We start from the raw sequence: 17,559 nt of genomic DNA, 5'->3' as shown, positions 1-17,559 counted from the left end.
ACATTCATCCTTTCATCAGGATTCGTCCAAATCTCAATCATTTGTTTCAGATATTGAAGTAACACTTCAATTTTCAAAAATAAAACAATCGCAAATTCAGATAATAATAAAAATTATAAAATGCAACACAATTGGTAGCAATAGTAAAAATTGATACTTATGCTAACTTTACAACTTTTTTCGGGAAAGAGTATGATAGACCTATCCTTTTTACGGCGAGGTATGCAAATGGAACCCACCATTGGTGTATTAATCAAATCGCTTCGTGTCGGCAAAAAGAAGACACTCAAACAAATTGCGGAAAAAACACAGCTGTCGATCAGCTTTTTGTCCCAAGTAGAGCGTGGGAAGTCTTCCATTACGCTGGAGTCATTGAAAAAAATTTCGGAAGCCTTGGGAGTGAGCCCAGGCTATTTCTTTTCGGGCGAGTCGAGTGGAGGGAATGAGCAGGTACGCAGGGCGAGCAAGGAGCGATCTGGGCTTCTGCATGCCCCTTTTGTGTATGAGGACCTGTCCAGTGATTTGGCGAATCCGACGTTGGTACCGATTCTCGTCACGCTATCCCCGCATGGAGAAAAAGGCACGCCTTTTGTTCATCAGGGGCAGGAGTTTATTTATGTCCTGGAGGGTGTGCTGACTGTTTTACTGGGGGAAGAGGAGCATGATTTGTTCCCTGGTGACAGCATTCACATGGATTCATCCGTGCCACACAACTGGGTGAACCGTACAGGCGAGGTCACCAGATTCCTTTGTGTCAATTCGCATGACAGCGACAGGATTTCGACCGCTCCTCATTAATGGAGCGAGAGCGTTTAGCAATGTCATGTTTTTTACTATAATAGAGGAACACGTAGAAAAGAGCGGTAAAGAGGTGAAAGTGTGCCCGTAGAGCCTAACTATTTTCAACAGTATCAGCATGCTGATATCGACGAATTAGCTGATGTCATTGGAGAACTTTTGCAAAATCCGATTACGGTTGAAGATGCCGATCATAAACTGATTGCTTACAGCTCACACGGAGAAAGCACAGATGAAGCGCGCTGGTCTACCATCATGGGGCGACGGGTACCGGAAAAAGTGCTGACGCGCCTCTGGAAGGACGGCGTATTCCAGGAGCTGTTAACGCACGACAACCCCGTACACATCCCGGCCAAGGACGAAATCGGCTTGGGGAAGCGTGTGGCGATTGCCATTCGCAGAGGGAGCGACGTGCTCGGTTACATTTGGGCACAAGAGGTGAATCGACCAATTACCCAGGAAGATGATGAAATTCTTCGTCAGGCAGCACGCGTAGCTGTCTCGCGTCTCATCCAACGGCAAGGAAAACGCAAGGCGGAAGAACAGCGACGCAAGGAGTTTCTGTGGGAGCTGTTGCTGGGGAATCACAGCAGTGAGGCTGGCATTCGCCAAAAAGCGGACACCTTGCAGATGCAGCTTCCGACCTCTTATTTAATTTGTATTATTGAAGCGGCAGGAGCCCGTCTGGACCAGTACTTGTATCCATTGTTAATGCGTGACAAGCTGCTCTGGGTTGTCGACGGATCGCAAATCATCTTATTAATCGGTCTGTCCGATGCGAAAAAAGAGAAGAGTGATGTGCTCATTCGCAAGGTGGAACAGTTCCTCGCAGACTCGCTCGGCAAGCTCGAAGCACATGTCACAGAAGGACGCCAGGTGATTGCCGGGTACGGGAGAGATTACAAGTCTTATACGGATATTGTGAAAAGCTACAGGGAAGCGCTGCATGCACTCAAGATCAAAAAGCTGTTTCCTCAGGAAAATGAAGGGATTCACGGGTATCACGAGCTGGGGATTTATCGATATTTACTTCAACTGAAGCAGTGGGAAGAGGAGCAGGGCTATCAGAATGAACGGCTGGAAAAGCTCAGACAGTACGATCGCGACAACCAGACCACACTCTTGACGACATTGGAGACTTTTTTGGATGCCGCTGGCAAGGTCAACAAGACAGCAGAGCGCCTGCATATCCACATCAATACGTTGAGCTACCGACTGAGACGAATTGAGGAGATCATGCGTGTCGATCTCGACAATATGAACCAGCGGGCTGCCTTATATTTAGAGTTGAAAATAGCCAAATTAGATGGGGAACAGTAGTTTGTTTGTGAATTTTCACAAATGAAAAGACGCTAAAATTAAAGGAATCTCCAAGGAGTATGCCCGAAGATACGCTGTACAATAATAGTAACCGCAAAGAAATTGGCGTTTCCAAGGAGGACATACTTATCATGATCGTTGGAATTCCAAAAGAAATTAAAAATAATGAGAACCGCGTAGCCATTACTCCAGCAGGTGTAGCTGCTCTGGTGCAAAACGGACATTCCGTTCGTGTAGAAACAAGCGCAGGGCAAGGCAGTGGTTTTACGAATGAAGATTACAAGGCAGTAGGCGCTGAGATCGTAGAAACAGCAGCAGAGGCATGGGCGTCTGACATGGTCATGAAAGTAAAAGAACCACTCCCTGCTGAATACGGATATTTCCGCGAGGGTCTGATTCTGTTCACGTATTTGCATCTCGCACCAGAGCCTGAATTGACTCGTGAATTGCTCGATAAAAAAGTAATTGCAATCGCTTACGAAACCATCCAGCTCGACAATGGCGCTCTGCCTCTGTTGATGCCGATGTCTGAAGTAGCAGGTCGCATGTCCGTTCAAATCGGCGCGCAATTCTTGGAAAAGCAATACGGTGGAAAAGGCGTTCTGCTCGGTGGCGTACCAGGCGTGCCAAAAGGCGAGGTAGTCGTAATCGGTGGCGGGATCGTAGGAACAAACGCAGCGAAAATGGCGCTTGGACTGGGTGCAAATGTAACCATTATCGATGTAAACGCAGACCGTCTGCGCCAACTGGATGACCTGTTCCAAGGCCGAGTTCAGACGCTGATGTCCAATTCCTTCAACATCGCAAACGCTGTGAAAAAAGCAGATTTGCTGGTAGGCGCTGTACTCATTCCAGGTGCTCGTGCTCCACGTCTGGTAACAGAAGACATGGTAAAAGAAATGTCACCTGGTTCAGTGATCGTAGACGTTGCGATTGACCAAGGCGGATCGATCGAAACCGTTGACCGCATCACGACTCATGACAAGCCAACCTATGAGAAGCATGGTGTGATTCACTACGCGGTAGCGAACATGCCTGGTGCAGTCGCTCGTACATCTACATTGGCCCTGACCAACGTAACCGTTCCTTACGCGGTACAATTGGCAAACAAAGGCTACGCACAAGCAATTCGCGACAACAAAGCATTGGCAAAAGGCGTAAACGTCATTGACGGAAAAGTAGCTTACAAAGCTGTCGCTGATGCGCATAACCTGCCGTATGCTTCTATCGAAGAAGTTTTGCTGGTGAAAAACTAGCTTCATCGGTAAATAGAAATGAAGAAACTGCTTGTCCGAGCTTACGGCAAGCAGTTTTTTTATTTATTCAGTCGGCCGAAGCGGGTCAGGGTATTTAACCGAATCCATCTTCATTTTTCCAGAATCACTTAAGTACATATGCACCTGGATTTGTGTCAGGGAATCAGGTGTGAGCTTATTGCGCTTACGTATTTCGTATTTTCGCCAAGCCTGGTAGTCCTTTTTAAACAAACTCTCCTCTAAGCTATATAGATCAACCCCTGCCTTGACTCCTTTTAGAAACGTCCCGCGAATTTGCTTGGCTACCTGTTCTTCGGAGCTTTTTTGTACGAAAGCAGGCGTAACCGTACTCAACATTTCACGAACGAACCCCTTTAGACGAACATGGACCTGATAACGAGGATGCTCTCCGGTGGTAATCGGAATGATGTCCAATTGAACGTGCTCGATGCGCATGGTTGCTTTGGGAATGTTGTTTTGTCTCACAACGAGGCCAGCAAATTTCGTTTCAGGATTCATCCACCGGATCCCCATTAAATCACGATTGGGAAAGTAACCCTGCCAATTTCCACGATGAATGGCGTGGATGCCATCGATGGAGAGACGAGAAATAAAACGGTTATTTTCTTTCCAGGAACGCTTGTACAGCGTGATGTTTGGCAATAACACGGTGCTTGACGGCTCCCAAAAGTCCGAGATAAACCGAAAAAATTGGGTCGGCTCGATAAACGAACGCTGCTCGTAAACATCCTTTGGCTGATGCAAGAGAGAGTCCAATGGAGAAAATCCGACCAAAGAATGAGAGCTTAACACTTTGTCAATCGGCTCCCGTGTTCCGAATACCCATTTGGTGTAACGAATCAAACCGTATCGATTCATAATATCATGGGAGGTAATAACGCCCTTTTGCAAGAGACGCTCATGAAATACGAGGGAGGATACAAAGCCTAGAAATACGGGTACCTGTGCGTTTTTTTGCAGGTTATCAAAGGCAGATTGAAGTGTTTTTCCTTTTCCGATCGAAATGGTCGCAGGTGGTGCTTGAAGAGTGGTTGATGATTCCTGTTTCGCGACGGTAGACAGGTCGGTGGATTGGGCGTAGATAACATACTCATTGTTGACGTAATCAATGCCCATGGCAGATAAGTAGCGAAGATCCTGAAGTGATTTCTGGTCCCAGCAACCCCCAAGAAGAATGGATGCCAACAGCAGCACAGTAAAAGCGATGCGCATGCCCTTCATTTGTTATCGCCACCTTTAGCAAATCTCGTCCGAAAAAAGCTGGTCAAGGACTTAAACATGACATTGATCAGCGTGGACACAGAGTTGGAAGAACCCATCAAAATATACGATCTACCAAACGAGGTCAAGGTGGACAAGTAGTACACAATGGCAATCATTCCGAGTACAAAGCCGTACATGCCGATGGTTGCAGCAAGGAAGAAAACGGCAAAACGCACAACTGTTACCGCGCCGCTTAATGCCTGATTGACCAGTGTGAAGGAGGCGACGACGGTAAGGGAGCCGATAAACAGCATCGACGGTGATGTAAGTCCTGCACGAATGGAGGCATCGCCGATAATCAGTGCACCGACAAGTGCCAGTGTTTGCCCGACGTTTTTGGGCAGACGGGCACCTGCCTCACGCAGAAACTCAAAAATAAATAAAATGATAAATAGCTCCATCGGCGCGGAAAACGGTAACCCTTTTCTGCTTTGGGTAACGGTAGCGAGCAATTGAAACGGATATTGCTCAATATTATAGGCGGACAGGGCAATCCAGAAGCCAGGCAGGAAGATTGCGATCCAAAATCCCCCCAGTCGCAGCATGCGTTCCAGCCATACATAGGTAACCGGATATTGATCGTCTTCAGGAGTTTTGATCAGTTCCAGCAAGGTTACAGGTGCCACGATGCACAAGGGCGAACCGTCTACCAACACGATGACCTTGCCTTGCAGCAGCATATAAATCGCAAAATCAGGACGTCCCGTATAATTAACCAAGGGAAACACCGAACGAGTGTTGTCGCTCAGCATTTTTTCCAGAATGGCGCTGTTCATAATTTTTTTTGACGTACATTTGCGGAGTCTTTCGCGCATCATCTCTACCAGATCTTCAGATACCCCGTCTGTGATATACATCATGCCGACTCTTGTGCGCGAACGCGTTCCGAGAATAAAAGGCTCATAAGCCAGGGTAATGGTTCGCATACGCTTGCGAATGAGTGCAACGTTCGTGGAAATATCCTCAACGAAACCGTCCCGGGGACCTTTGATCGAAATCTCCGTATTGGCTTCCTCAGTGCCGCGCTCTGGCCGCTTAGAAATATCCCAGGCGAAGGGAGGAGTATCACCAATGAAAATCAGCAAATCTCCAGCGAAAAGTCGCTCAATCCACAGCTCTGAATCCGTGAAAATGGGGATGAGGGGCAAGGAGCGCAAATCTCCCTCAGTCAGGAAACGTTCAATCTGTGGTAATGCCGTATCTTGTAATTGGCGAACGTCTGCAAGTCCTTCGCAATAAAGCATTAGCACTGGCTGATCCTCGGATGTGACTGTGCGCATAAAAATGACGTCCGCACAATGCGCGAATTTTGCTCGCAGTTCCTCTTCAAGGGTCATGGCCTATTCCCTCCTGTTTGGGTGGTTTGCGCAGGGAAATCAGGATGAGTGCGAGTGTGACAATGATCATAATGACGAAATAAAGCGGATAGTATACGTACGTTAGGAAGGAAACGAACTGCATGTCGCTATACGGGAGGCTGGTAAATGCGATCATGCTCCCTCCGAGAAACAGGATCGTGTATTTGCGTTGTTTTCTGGTATGGATCGTGAGTAATTCTCCCAGGAGCAGCAAGCAGATGGTGATTCGAATAAAAGCGCCAGAGAGCCACTGGAAAATCGAGAAGAACTCCATATTTTCGATGTCTTTTCCGATGGTGAGGAGCCGCCATTGTTCAAATGCCGGAAAACGTTGACGCGCAGACTCGACCGGTCCGAATTCTGCAATAGCCCCCGTCAACGGACTGAGTGTCAACAGAAGCGTGATGCCGAGCATAACGAAATAGTGTACGAGGCGGAGTGGCTTTCGGACGTGATGCTGAAGCAATAGCAACAGAAACAGCTCGGTAATACCGCCGCCAAAGTAGAGCGTCCCCACTAGCAGAGGACGATAACCGTTCTGGAATAGCGGCAGTAAAAGACTATAATCCTTTTTGGGAATATTGCCAAAAGCGACGAAAAATCCAAGCAACACAACAATAGGCAGAAGAATTCCTGCTGTGATACCAACGGAGGTCATTCCCCCGATAGCAGCGAGCACACATAAGCCCATCAAGGCGATTGCAGTCACCCACTCGGGTGTGCGAGGCAGATAGTTGACGGTAGTCCATGTCTGGGTATCGATCAGATTGGTTAACGCCATCAAATACAGGCAGATCATGATCGGAGTGAGTAAGAGATGGCTGACAATATTTCCTGTTCGCTGCTGAAGCCATTCATACAAGGCTTGTTGCTTTATTGTTCGATTGATTACAAACAATAGATACACCCACAAGGAAAAAGGAATACCAGCAAGCAACACGCTCAACCAAGCATCTCTTCCGGCTTTACTCAGTAAGAGGGGAATGACGGTTACGTGGTTCGTAATGCCGATCGTCAGCATCATCACCATAATGGCTTGACCAATCCCGATTTTTCCGTCCACTTTCATGAAAGACTAATCCCCCTATGCGTGGTGGTGCTGTTAGGATTTGCCTGCTTACTTGGAAATATGTATCACGTATAAAGGTTACATCCTCCCGAAAAAGTATGGTATTCTACTATGAGGTAAAAAGGTAGAAACGGAGTAAGGAGTGCAGCCGATGTATCAGCTCATAAGAAAATATCTGTTCCAACAAGATGCGGAAGAGATTCATGAAAAGACAATTGGTGCCTTAAGGCTGGTGGAGGATTCTGCTCCAGGCAAAAGCATCCTGAAGATGATCTATCAGGTAAAAGACCAGCGATTGGAGAACAAGCTGTGGGGAATGACGTTTCCGAATCCAGTCGGACTTGCAGCCGGTTTTGATAAAAATGCAGAAGTCTATCATGCGTTGGGTGCTCTTGGTTTTGGGTTTGTGGAAATCGGGACATTGACGCCGCAGGGGCAGCCAGGCAATCCAAAGCCCCGATTGTTCCGATTGCCGGAACATCAAGCTGTCATTAACCGGATGGGCTTCAACAATCACGGTGCGTATCTGGCTTCCCAGCATTTGGTCGATTACGCATACTCAGATGTTCCGATTGGGATTAACATTGGGAAAAACAAAGTAACGCCGAATGAAGAAGCGGCCGTCGATTATAGCAAATGTATGGACATGCTCTATGCATACGGTCACTATTTCGTCATTAACATCAGCTCTCCGAATACCCCGAATCTGCGTGACTTGCAGGAAACGGAGAGCTTGCGTCATTTGGTGCGTGCAGTAAAAGAAAAGGCAACCGAAATGGAAGGGCGTTCCATCAAGAAAAAGCCGATCTTGCTGAAAGTAGCGCCAGACATGTCAGATGAGCACATGCGCGATGTTGTTCACGCTGCTGTAGAAGAAGGCATTTCCGGAATTATTGCGACCAATACGACACTGTCACGCGAGGCCGTCTCTGGTCATCGCTTTGCCGAGGAAGCGGGCGGACTGAGCGGTAGACCTCTTACAGAGCGTTCCACAGCTTGGGTGAAGGAGATTTATCAAGAAGTAGGAGACAAGGTACCAATCATTGGTGTCGGCGGTATTTATAATGGGGAAGACGCCTACGCGAAAATCCGGGCAGGAGCCAGTCTTGTTCAGGTGTATACGGGGATGATTTATCAGGGCCCAGGTATCGCCAAACAAATCAACAAAAAACTGCTCAAGCTCATGCAACGCGATGGTTTTAAACATATTAGTGAAGTAATTGGCGTAGACGCAAAAGAATAGATAGAACAAAGTACGCATAGGTAGATGGTTCCGTTTGTAGTGGGTCATCTACTTATGCGTTTTTGCTTATATTCTTCCGATTTATGTAGTGATCCGGTATAATGATGTGGGACAAACATGAATTGTCAGTCAATTGCATATAGTCGGCGTTAGGTGCCTTTATGTGACGCATAAAGGGTAACAGGGAATCGGGTGAAAGTCCCGAGCGGTCCCGCCACTGTAACCAGGGAGCTCTCTTTGAGAAGGAAACCACTCATCTTCGTATGGGGAAGGACAAGGAGCGCATGGATCTGGAAGCCAGGAGACCTACCTAGTAGCCACACCCACAGAACCTTCGCGGAAAGGAGCGGTGAATACGAGGCAATGAGGCTGTCTAGTCAGTCTGTTGTTTTGTGTGCACATCTCGTCCACTGATGGATGGGATTTTTTTGTTTGGAGGAAAGAATGAAAGCCAGTGAAGGAGGATAAACATGAATCGATCTCGTCTCGTATCTACTTGTTTGATGATCGCGGGCTTTGTCTTGTATTTTTTGCTCAATGAACCTGAGACAGGACATGCAATGCACATCATGGAAGGGTATTTGCCATTATCCTGGGCCTTATTTTGGTGGGCTGTGTTCTTGCCATTCTTTATTCTTGGGATTCGCTCGATTAACAAGATTGTAAAAGAACATCCCGAGATGAAGCTCCTTATTGGCGTTGCAGGAGCATTTGCCTTTGTTTTATCTGCATTGAAAATCCCTTCGGTTACAGGCAGCAGCTCTCACCCGACTGGAACGGGCCTTGGCGCCATTATGTTTGGGCCTTTTGCGATGTCTGTGTTAGGGAGTATGGTGCTCTTGTTTCAAGCCTTGCTTTTGGCACATGGGGGTTTGACTACGCTAGGGGCAAATGCTGTATCCATGGCTGTGGTAGGACCTATGGTGGCATACGGAATCTATTGGCTGATCATGAAAGTGGCCGGAAGTCAGCGTCTGGCGGTTTTTGCGGCGGCGGCTTTGGCTGATCTCGCTACCTATGTGGTGACTTCGCTTCAACTGGCACTCGCATTTCCAGCTGAATCTGGCGGAGTGTTGGCTTCGTTTGCCAAATTCGCAGGAATCTTTGCGTTCACGCAAGTACCGCTCGCTATTAGTGAAGGTCTGTTGACCGTTCTTGTTTGGAACTGGTTGTTATCTTATAACGCAAAAGAGCTTACACAGCTTCGTTTGCTCAAACGGGAGGAATCGCTGTGAAAAAAGGATGGAACTGGCTTTTACTCTTGGGGGTAATCGTACTGGCTACTGTCCCGCTGTTACTAGTGCAGGACTCGGAATTTGGAGGCGCAGACGGCGTGGCAGAGGAAGCGATCAAGGAAATCGCTCCGAACTACGAACCATGGTTTCAACCGCTGATAGAACCGCCAGGGGGAGAGACGGAGAGTCTATTGTTTGCGGTGCAGGCGGCGTTGGGAGCGGGAGTGGTTGGCTACGCCGTGGGCTTGTACAAAGGTCGGCTGGATAAACGGAAAAAATGAACGGATTGCAGCTTGATTCTCTCTCTTATCAAAACAGGCTAAAACATCTGCCGCCAGCTCATAAGCTATTGCTGGCGAGTGCAATGTTACTGCTCGTCCTGGTGGGACATGTATGGATGCAGATGGCGGTCGTTGTTTGGATGACGATATGGGTAGTGGTGTATGCCCGTATTCCTGTCCGTATCTACTGTGCCTTTATGATCGTGTCACTCTCGTTTTTCGCGGCGGGGCTCCCTGCTCTATTGATTGAAGGGGCGAGAGCAGGAGGAGTACAGGTCCAGGTCGCGGCAGCATGGGAATTCGGTACGTATGTGCTCTATGTGCCGATGTCCTCCTTCAGTAAAGTTTGGATTTTATTTTGGCGGACCATGGCGAGCTTATCTTGCTTTGCTTTCCTTTTGTTTACCGTGCCGTTTGCCGAAATCTTGCAGGTGCTTCGGCGGCTTCATATGCCTGTTCTTGTGACTGATTTATTAATGATCATGTATCGGTTTATTTTTGTGTTGGTAACGATTTCTCACCAGCTCTGGATTGCCCAACGTTCGCGCGGAGGTCATCGCGGCTTCCGGGCGACACTTCGGGATGCAGGGGTTCTCGTTGCGCAATTGTTTGTCAGAGCGATGCGCAAATACGAAGCCCTGCACAAAGGAATGGCGGCAAGAGGTTTCGGGGAGAGCATGCAGGTGCTCTCGTTTCATTCCCATGCCCGCTCGCGCCGCTATGAGTGGGAATCAATCGCAGGCTGTATCCTGCTGGTGCTGCTTGAGTGGTGGACAGGAGGTTGGCGGTTATGACATCACGGTTGTTGGAGTTCATCGATTTGCAGTACACGTATCCAGGAGGGCGGGGACCAGTCCTGTCAGGGCTGTCCTTATGGATTCCAGAGGGGAAAAAATGTGTTCTTTTGGGGCGGAATGGCTGTGGGAAGTCGACCCTGTTCTTGCATGGAAACGGGATTATCGAGCCACAGAAGGGACAGGTGCTGTGGAAGGGGAAACCCATTGTCTACAAACGAGCCGTATTGCAAGAGATGACGCAAAAGGTAGGCTTGGTCTTTCAAGATCCCGAGCATCAGTTGATCGCAAGCACAGTCGCGGAAGATATATCCTACGGTTTATGCAATCAGAAGCTGCCCGTGGACGTAATCCGGGCAAAGGTAGAAAAGGTGCTGGATGCATTCGGGTTAAGAGAGCTGGCAGAAGCTCCGATTCATCATTTGAGCCTGGGACAAAAACGGAGACTGGCACTCGCGGGGGTCATGGTCATGGAGCCGGAGCTTCTGCTATTGGACGAGCCTACTGCGTATCTGGATCGCTATCAGACCAAAAATTTGCTGCGGGAGCTCGATGCCATTCATCGGCAAGGAACGACTGTTTTGATGGCAACACACGATATGGATATTGCGTTTGAATGGGCCGAGTGGATTTGCATCATGGATGAAGGCAGGCTTGTGTTCGCGGGAGATCCGCAGGAGGCATTGGAAAACAGAGACATGCTGGAAAGCCTTCATCTAGGTATGCCGTTGCTCGTGGATGTGTGGGAGGCACTGCCTGAGCAGTGGAAGCGAGAGTTGGGCGGAAATATTCCACGTTCGGTCGACGAGCTGCGAAAAATGCTAAGTGTTCAGCGGGTGTGGTGAATGGAGTGGGCGCTTTCGGGTAAGCTAACCCCAAAAAGCCATGGAGGTAAGCAGTATGGAACATGACTCTGTCTCGAGTTCATCTGTCCCGAATCATCAGGAAAAAGGAATCCCTCGCCAAGTGAAGGATGAACTGATGTATCAAGTGTTGGAGAAAGACATGACTACCGCTGAACAGGAAAAGAAGATAAAGGATGATTACCTAAAAGGAAAGGCGTAAATTTGCGCCAAGAAGCCCTTCTCGCCACATAAAGGCGTGAAGGGCTTTTTTACATGGAATGATCCCCGTACCCACCCTCGTCTGTCAGACAAAATCAACACACGGTAGTTACAATACCAAGTACGCATTACTCATGTCACATTACTGGGCTTCTTATGTGAGAGAGGGATTTGAACCCTCAGGGTTGCCCCTCGACCCGACCAATGAGTTTTCAACATTAACCCTGTTGAATGGGGACGTGTTCGCCTTTTGCAGACAGACTACCGACTTCCATGTCTCTTACGTCAGGTTTCTTGCAGCTCCGTTAACCAGTTGAATTGTTGAATGCTTGCATCCAGTTCCCGGTACTGCTTGGACAGCTCGTCGACTTTCTTTTGCAACTGAGCAATATTAACAGTCGAGCAAACCTTGACCTCCGAACGGCTGTAGCGATCATGCTTGACTGTAGCTGCTTTGATCAGGTCGGCCAGCTCATTGCGTTTTGAACCGAGAACATCACGTTTGGTTAACGCAGCGGAGAGCGTCATTGTTTCGTTAAAGCGGCAAGACGCATTGGTTCGATTGATTTGCTGAACAATATGCTCGAGCTGGTCAAACAACTGATACAGCTCAGATAAGAGATCGTCAGGATTTTCTGGAGGCTGTTCACCTTCCTGGACCTTTGCGCTGCGGTGCAAGCGGTCCCCCAACTGTTCGATTCGCTTTTGATAATCGGCACGAATGATTAACGCTTCCGCGAGTTTCACAACCGTAACCCCCTAAACCAATCTGATAGTTTATACGCTTGTTTGTTTGATTGGTTGTGGTAAAAAAAATAAAATATGGGAAAACTTGAATTCCGCTGAAAAGGTAAGAAGATTTGTACGAATTTTGTAGGGATATGTCCATTCATCACGAATAACGTAAAGAAGGCACTTACTTACAATGGGGGAAGTGATGAGGTTGTGATTTCAACTTTGAATAAGACGCTATGCGTTCAGCAACTCGTAGAAAAATTAAGAGACAAGCAGCTTCTTCATGTACCAATCGCTGATCTTCGAGAATCCAATAAAGTGTTGTATGAATACGTCAATCAGCTCAATGACTCGATTGCGATCATTCCGACTACGATTAATTCGGTCATTACAGGCGTCATCCGCTTTCAGGAAGGGTACTTTATTACCTTAGGCATGCTCATCTGGAAAGACGCCAATAAAAAAGGGGCGTTCAAAGAAGGGACGTTTCTTTTTTACAAGCATGACGCTCAGGATTCGATTGAGGAGTGCGTTCATATTACCAATTCCATCGAAAATCACAATCTGATGGAAAGCCTGTTCTTTGCTTGCTGCGAGAGCAAGGATGGCGATTCCGTTCTTTCCTATTCGCATATCGAGCATGCGATTACATACGGGGAGCTGTATCGTGACATAAAGTCCAAAATCAAAAAAGGATTTGCATAGTTAGAGAAACTTTACACGCCAAGTTTTGGGTGATATACTACTGAAAATTTATAAAATATTCCAATTGAAGAGGAGTTTTCCTACTTGATGATTAAGAAGTAACGTCTTGCCATTCACCAGTTGGCCCGACCCCCTCCATGTAAATGGTTTTGTTTACCCATAAATAAAAACCACTTACAACAAAATGGAGGAATATCACAATGAGTAAACCTGAAATGAATGTTGCCCTAGTAGTCGGTCCGGATACGGACCAGGATAGCCAAGCAATCCGAAATACACTTGAGTATTTTGGAGCTCGAGTTTTTACGTACTGGATTGGTCGACCAAGCGATTTGATCGATGTATTGAATGGAAGCGACCTCTACCCAAATACCGACATGATTATTCTGAATTTCCATGGCGATGAGGGAAGCTTCATCATGCCAGAGCTGGGCGAGGACGTTTACGAGGAAGGAGAACCAAAGGATAATTTTGGTCCTGACGAGGTTAGACGTTTTGCCAAGCTGGATGGAAAAATCGTTTTAGGTAACGGATGCTCGCTTGGTGATCCCGAATTAGCGAAGGCCTTTCTAGACAGTGGTTGCCATACGTATATCGGGCCAGATGATTACCCGGACGGAAGTTCTGCGCTGATGTTCGCCCTGCGCTTTTTCTACGAGGTAATTCAAAACAAGAAAAGCGTGGAAGAAGCTTTTCGAATCGCAAAAGCAACTGATGAAGAAACTGAGATGTACCAGCTTTATGTAAAAGGGTAATAACAACGCAAAGGGAGCCTTGTACGAGGCTCTTTTTGTATTCTTATGCCAGAAGAGTCTTGGGTGTATCATTCGTATTTGTCGAGAATTGTCAGGCTGTTATTCTTGTTGGTAGTCATATTTTGGATTATGGTAGGAGAGATTTATTTCAATTAAGGGGGAATTTCTTTGAAAAAAATGGCTTTTTTCATAGTGGCTTTCGCCATCATGTTGGCTGGATGTAGCTCCGGGCAATCAACGAATACGGTAGAACCTGTGCCAACAACGCCAGCTGGCACGGCTCCAGCTGAAGCAACCGCGCCAGCTACACCAACACAAGAAGCGACTGCTCCTGCAGAGACAGAGAAAGCAACGATCACGAAGAGTGAATTTGAACAGATTGAAAATGGGATGAGCTTGGAGGAAGTGAAAAAAATAGTGGGCGGAGAAGGTGAACTGCTTGCTGAGGTTGGGAAAAAGGGAGAGGAAGGACACACGATCGTCTACATGTATAAGGGAGAAGGGTCGATTGGAGCAAATGCGAATTTTTCTTTCCAAGGCGGAATTCTGCAAGTAAAGTCGCAAATCGGACTGCAATAGGGAGAGCGGACCTCGCAACCTGTCACGTCCTTCAATAGGAGATGTAATTGACACTTAGTTACAAAAGTTTACACTAATGGATCATTCAGAAAGCAAACATGACTCTCTGATAAAATGGAGACAAGCAAATAGGAACCAAGCCACTCGGGACGCCGGGTGGTTTTTCTGTTTGCTTATTATCACTAGGCCTGTGACCAAGAAATAAACTAAGGAGCTGAAATCAATTGAGTAAACTTCACATTATTACATTTAAGGGAGAAAATCATGGTAAAAACAAAGCCAAGCTCAACAAATATGTAGAAAAATGCGCTATGAAGTTGGCGGGCATAGGCAAGGTTAAACAGCCAAAGCTACACTCTGAGCTTAAAAAATTTCCTCAAGTGTTTATCATTGAAGATGCCGACGAAGAAATGTTAAACGATCTGAGAAATGATCCAAACGTACTTGCAGTAGAAGAAGATGAGGTTGACTATCTAGCGATGGCACAAAGTCCTGCTGAGTGGTCTCATGATGTTTCTGGTATTACAGAGTTCCATTTACGTGGTTATACGGGCGAAGGTGTGAAAGTAGGCTATATTGATACAGGTGCAGCTCCACACGAGGATTTAGTATATGCCGGGAAGTACAATGCATATACTAACGGATCTACCTCCGCTGATCCAGATGCCAATGGACACGGTACGCGAGTAGCAGGTATTATTGGCGCACGTAATAATGGCAAGGGGTATATAGGGGTGGCACCAGATTGTCTACTTTATGGTGTAAAAGTCGATAATAATGACGGCAAAGGAAAGTTCGAACGTAGCGCTATCCTGAAAGGAATCGAATGGCTTGTAAACCAAGGAGTTAAAATTATTAGCATGAGTTTCGGCGGTTCTACTGATAGTATTGCTCGTAAGACAGCAATGGAAACTGCTTATAAAAATGAGGGAGTACTGTTTATATGTGCAGCGATGAATGAGGCTGATGGAGGACAATACACAGAGAATCCAGACCCAGATAACTGTGTTATGTACCCTGCTAAGTATGATTTTGTAATCGCTGTTGGTTCAGTAACTAGATCAAGTGATATAGCTTCTTCTTCTAGTCGTGGTCCCGAGGTAGATGTATCAGCTCCCGGAGATGGTGTCCAAACAACATATCCAAGCGCTGCAAATCAAGCTGGAACAGACTACATTACTCCAAGTACCGAGTACTTCTCTTTTTCAGGAACGTCTTGTGCGACTCCACATGTTGCTGGTCTTGCTGCACTTTACAAGCAGATGCATCCAAATTACACTGCAGATCAGCTGCGGAATTTGATAGAATCAAACGTAATAGATTACGGTGCTCCTGGAAAGGATATTGCTTATGGAAAAGGTATGGTTGTTTCGCCATGGACTTCGAAAATAGTGAATAGTTTTAAATTTTCAGGAACATCTGTAAATGGAACAGTAGTACCAAGAAAAGGGAATGTCTACGAGTATATAGCATCCTCAACTGGCATAGTCAATTTCTCTGTAACTAGTTCAGGTAAGACAGTTTATTTAGACGTTTATGATATTTTAGGAAAACGATTATCAGGCAGTGATATAACTTCTCCTGTTACCGTATCATTAGCAGTTAATCAGAAGTATTATATAAGCGTATATCCAAGTTCTTATGCTACAGAAAATACTTCGTATACACTTACGTCTGATGTACCTGCAGTTGGAGGGGGAGCAAGTTATCCTGGAGACTCATTCATTAACCCAATCGTAATTACCGGAACATTTGCAAGTGGTACGTTGCAGGATATGAAGGACTTGTTCTTCAAATACACGGCACCAAACACTGGTAGTTACACATTCACCACTACAGCTTCGTTTGATTCTTATATGCAACTATTAGACAGTTCCCAAAACATCTTGGCTCAAGATGATGACGGCGCAGGTAGCTCGCAACCTAAAATCACATATGCGCTTTCCGCTGGTCAAGTGGTGTACGTAAAAGTGTACGGTTATAACCATGGAGCAGGAAAATACGGTCCAATTACATTGAACATTACACTAGCTTCTTCTGGGTCTGCTCCTGGAACTCCTAACTTGACAGTAAGTTCTCCAACAACGTCTAGCTTAACCTTGAACTATTTTGCATCAGGCGCTACCACTTATGATATCTATCGTAATGGTGTCCGTATCGTAGCAGGAACTACTCAAACCAGTTATCAAGACACAGGTCTTTCTGCAAATACGACCTATAGCTATTTTGTCATCGGGATTAACGGGTACGGAACCACAACTAGTACCTCAGTATATGGTACAACCTTGTCAAGCGGTGGCGGTGGAGTAACACCAACAACTATCCTGGAAGATTTTGAAGATGCTAACATGAACTTTAATTTCTCTGGAGATTGGACGCGAGTAACTAGAGGATATCAATCCACTTACGCTTTTATCAGTACAGTACCAGCTGTAGGAGCGTCTTCTTCGACTCAATTTACCGTTTCCGTCCCAGCGGGTGCAACTACTGCGCAGTTGAAGTTCAATGCCAGATGTGACTCTTCCAAAAGTACAACTCCATTATGCGACCTCCAGGTTTTCGTTAATGGCTCTCTTAAACTTACACTCCCTGCAAATGCCACCACATGGTATGTAGATCAAGTTGTGGCACTTGGTACTGGTGACCAAACAATCAAATTCCAATGGAACCGTAACAATAATAACACCTCCTTCTTAAGACAAGCGATCATTGACTCCGTAGAGGTAAAGTGGTCATAAAGTAAATTAGACCAGTAATAGATTGAGCCCAGACTCTGCTAAGTAGAGTTCTGGGCTCTATTTTTATGTACGAATAAAATCGGAGGCACTTGCGAAAAAGGGCGTAGGCAAATGCTTGCGTCCTTTTGCTATTAGGTGAGGGTACAGGCAAATCATGAGAAAAGCGCATAGAGTAGTGTGTCTAAGGAAAGGGGGAGACAGAATGGGTTTCTTTGATGGCTTCGATGACTTTGCTCTGATCCTGGTCCTTTTCATTTTGCTGGTAATTGTCGGTTGTGATTGTTAGGTAAAAAAGTAATGCAAAGGGACATATAATCCCTTTGCATTATTCATTTACGAATGGAG

18 protein-coding genes and 1 riboswitch are annotated in these 17,559 nt (G+C 46.4%); of the genes, 14 read left to right on the top strand and 4 right to left on the bottom strand.

The features are described 5' to 3' along the window. Window positions 1–228 precede the first annotated feature (228 nt). The 3 genes from ACUUHJ_RS26495 (at window position 229) to ald (ending at window position 3,374) form a co-directional block, all read left to right on the top strand. Window positions 229–798 (top strand): helix-turn-helix domain-containing protein, encoded by a 570-nt coding sequence (locus tag ACUUHJ_RS26495; protein ID WP_472300428.1) that lies wholly within the window; start codon window positions 229–231, stop codon window positions 796–798. A gap of 81 nt (window positions 799–879) precedes the next feature. Continuing rightward, complete coding sequence (locus tag ACUUHJ_RS26490; protein ID WP_064201559.1) at window positions 880–2,118, top strand: PucR family transcriptional regulator; 1,239 nt, start codon at window positions 880–882, stop codon at window positions 2,116–2,118. A gap of 131 nt (window positions 2,119–2,249) precedes the next feature. Further along, window positions 2,250–3,374, top strand: a complete 1,125-nt coding sequence (gene ald / locus ACUUHJ_RS26485) for an alanine dehydrogenase (RefSeq protein WP_015893170.1) — start codon at window positions 2,250–2,252, stop codon at window positions 3,372–3,374. A 63-nt stretch (window positions 3,375–3,437) separates the two neighbouring features. Here ald and ACUUHJ_RS26480 read toward each other — a convergent pair whose 3' ends face one another. The 3 genes from ACUUHJ_RS26480 to ACUUHJ_RS26470 are packed head-to-tail and all read right to left on the bottom strand — an operon-like array spanning window position 3,438 to window position 7,085. Beyond that, window positions 3,438–4,616, bottom strand: coding sequence for a Ger(x)C family spore germination protein (locus ACUUHJ_RS26480; protein ID WP_472300427.1), 1,179 nt, complete (start codon window positions 4,614–4,616; stop codon window positions 3,438–3,440). Next, window positions 4,613–5,995 (bottom strand): spore germination protein, encoded by a 1,383-nt coding sequence (locus ACUUHJ_RS26475; RefSeq protein ID WP_289674529.1) that lies wholly within the window; start codon window positions 5,993–5,995, stop codon window positions 4,613–4,615. The genes ACUUHJ_RS26480 and ACUUHJ_RS26475 overlap by 4 nt, the downstream gene beginning before the upstream one ends. After that, the gene (locus ACUUHJ_RS26470) at window positions 5,985–7,085 is read right to left on the bottom strand and encodes a GerAB/ArcD/ProY family transporter (RefSeq protein ID WP_289674528.1); all 1,101 of its coding nucleotides are present in this window, start codon (window positions 7,083–7,085) and stop codon (window positions 5,985–5,987) included. Before ACUUHJ_RS26470 ends, ACUUHJ_RS26475 begins: the two co-directional genes overlap by 11 nt. A gap of 151 nt (window positions 7,086–7,236) precedes the next feature. On the opposite strand from ACUUHJ_RS26470, the gene ACUUHJ_RS26465 reads away from it, so the two are divergent. From ACUUHJ_RS26465 to ACUUHJ_RS26440, 6 genes are all read left to right on the top strand, one after another. After that, window positions 7,237–8,328, top strand: coding sequence for a quinone-dependent dihydroorotate dehydrogenase (locus tag ACUUHJ_RS26465; protein ID WP_015893166.1), 1,092 nt, complete (start codon window positions 7,237–7,239; stop codon window positions 8,326–8,328). A gap of 134 nt (window positions 8,329–8,462) precedes the next feature. Continuing rightward, window positions 8,463–8,656, top strand: a riboswitch (cobalamin riboswitch). A 142-nt stretch (window positions 8,657–8,798) separates the two neighbouring features. Beyond that, entirely contained in the window at window positions 8,799–9,563 is a 765-nt protein-coding gene (locus tag ACUUHJ_RS26460; RefSeq protein WP_472300426.1) for an energy-coupling factor ABC transporter permease, read from the top strand. Then, window positions 9,560–9,844, top strand: a complete 285-nt coding sequence (locus tag ACUUHJ_RS26455; protein ID WP_016742903.1) for an energy-coupling factor ABC transporter substrate-binding protein — start codon at window positions 9,560–9,562, stop codon at window positions 9,842–9,844. The genes ACUUHJ_RS26460 and ACUUHJ_RS26455 overlap by 4 nt, the downstream gene beginning before the upstream one ends. Next, entirely contained in the window at window positions 9,841–10,638 is a 798-nt protein-coding gene (gene cbiQ, locus ACUUHJ_RS26450) for a cobalt ECF transporter T component CbiQ (RefSeq protein ID WP_472300425.1), read from the top strand. Before ACUUHJ_RS26455 ends, cbiQ begins: the two co-directional genes overlap by 4 nt. Beyond that, on the top strand, window positions 10,635–11,483 hold the full coding sequence (locus ACUUHJ_RS26445; RefSeq protein WP_472300423.1) for an energy-coupling factor ABC transporter ATP-binding protein: 849 nt from the start codon (window positions 10,635–10,637) through the stop codon (window positions 11,481–11,483). Before cbiQ ends, ACUUHJ_RS26445 begins: the two co-directional genes overlap by 4 nt. A gap of 55 nt (window positions 11,484–11,538) precedes the next feature. Continuing rightward, window positions 11,539–11,703 (top strand): hypothetical protein, encoded by a 165-nt coding sequence (locus ACUUHJ_RS26440; protein ID WP_172801895.1) that lies wholly within the window; start codon window positions 11,539–11,541, stop codon window positions 11,701–11,703. Window positions 11,704–11,987: 284 nt separating this feature from the next. Here the strand turns inward: ACUUHJ_RS26440 and ACUUHJ_RS26435 are convergent, their stop codons facing one another. Next, window positions 11,988–12,449: a DIP1984 family protein gene (locus ACUUHJ_RS26435; protein ID WP_472300422.1), complete on the bottom strand. Its 462-nt coding sequence runs from the start codon at window positions 12,447–12,449 to the stop codon at window positions 11,988–11,990. A gap of 198 nt (window positions 12,450–12,647) precedes the next feature. Between ACUUHJ_RS26435 and ACUUHJ_RS26430 the strand changes: the two genes are divergently transcribed. The 5 genes from ACUUHJ_RS26430 to ACUUHJ_RS26410 all read left to right on the top strand — a co-directional run bounded on the left by ACUUHJ_RS26430 (window position 12,648) and on the right by ACUUHJ_RS26410 (window position 17,500). Then, window positions 12,648–13,142, top strand: a complete 495-nt coding sequence (locus tag ACUUHJ_RS26430) for a hypothetical protein (RefSeq protein WP_015893160.1) — start codon at window positions 12,648–12,650, stop codon at window positions 13,140–13,142. Between the two features lie 200 nt (window positions 13,143–13,342). Beyond that, complete coding sequence (locus ACUUHJ_RS26425; RefSeq protein WP_472300421.1) at window positions 13,343–13,897, top strand: delta-aminolevulinic acid dehydratase; 555 nt, start codon at window positions 13,343–13,345, stop codon at window positions 13,895–13,897. A 177-nt stretch (window positions 13,898–14,074) separates the two neighbouring features. Then, window positions 14,075–14,476, top strand: coding sequence for a hypothetical protein (locus ACUUHJ_RS26420; RefSeq protein WP_472301244.1), 402 nt, complete (start codon window positions 14,075–14,077; stop codon window positions 14,474–14,476). 224 nt (window positions 14,477–14,700) lie between these two features. Next, window positions 14,701–17,214 (top strand): S8 family serine peptidase, encoded by a 2,514-nt coding sequence (locus ACUUHJ_RS26415; RefSeq protein ID WP_472300419.1) that lies wholly within the window; start codon window positions 14,701–14,703, stop codon window positions 17,212–17,214. A 154-nt stretch (window positions 17,215–17,368) separates the two neighbouring features. Next, window positions 17,369–17,500 (top strand): YjcZ family sporulation protein, encoded by a 132-nt coding sequence (locus ACUUHJ_RS26410; protein ID WP_081437273.1) that lies wholly within the window; start codon window positions 17,369–17,371, stop codon window positions 17,498–17,500. The last annotated feature ends 59 nt before the right edge of the window (window positions 17,501–17,559 follow it).

The organism is Brevibacillus schisleri, from assembly GCF_055685845.1.
This window is presented reverse-complemented; position numbering and strand designations above follow the sequence as displayed.

Bases quoted from the DNA above. Each gene is read 5' to 3' on its own strand.
- ACUUHJ_RS26495 (WP_472300428.1), top strand. From the start codon at position 229: ATGGAACCCACCATTGGTGTATTAATCAAATCGCTTCGTGTCGGCAAA.
- ald (WP_015893170.1), top strand. From the start codon at position 2,250: ATGATCGTTGGAATTCCAAAAGAAATTAAAAATAATGAGAACCGCGTA.
- ACUUHJ_RS26480 (WP_472300427.1), bottom strand. From the start codon at position 4,616: ATGAAGGGCATGCGCATCGCTTTTACTGTGCTGCTGTTGGCATCCATT.
- ACUUHJ_RS26475 (WP_289674529.1), bottom strand. From the start codon at position 5,995: ATGACCCTTGAAGAGGAACTGCGAGCAAAATTCGCGCATTGTGCGGAC.
- ACUUHJ_RS26470 (WP_289674528.1), bottom strand. From the start codon at position 7,085: ATGAAAGTGGACGGAAAAATCGGGATTGGTCAAGCCATTATGGTGATG.
- ACUUHJ_RS26465 (WP_015893166.1), top strand. From the start codon at position 7,237: ATGTATCAGCTCATAAGAAAATATCTGTTCCAACAAGATGCGGAAGAG.
- ACUUHJ_RS26460 (WP_472300426.1), top strand. From the start codon at position 8,799: ATGAATCGATCTCGTCTCGTATCTACTTGTTTGATGATCGCGGGCTTT.
- cbiQ (WP_472300425.1), top strand. From the start codon at position 9,841: ATGAACGGATTGCAGCTTGATTCTCTCTCTTATCAAAACAGGCTAAAA.
- ACUUHJ_RS26445 (WP_472300423.1), top strand. From the start codon at position 10,635: ATGACATCACGGTTGTTGGAGTTCATCGATTTGCAGTACACGTATCCA.
- ACUUHJ_RS26440 (WP_172801895.1), top strand. From the start codon at position 11,539: ATGGAACATGACTCTGTCTCGAGTTCATCTGTCCCGAATCATCAGGAA.
- ACUUHJ_RS26425 (WP_472300421.1), top strand. From the start codon at position 13,343: ATGAGTAAACCTGAAATGAATGTTGCCCTAGTAGTCGGTCCGGATACG.
- ACUUHJ_RS26420 (WP_472301244.1), top strand. From the start codon at position 14,075: ATGGCTTTTTTCATAGTGGCTTTCGCCATCATGTTGGCTGGATGTAGC.
- ACUUHJ_RS26410 (WP_081437273.1), top strand. From the start codon at position 17,369: ATGAGAAAAGCGCATAGAGTAGTGTGTCTAAGGAAAGGGGGAGACAGA.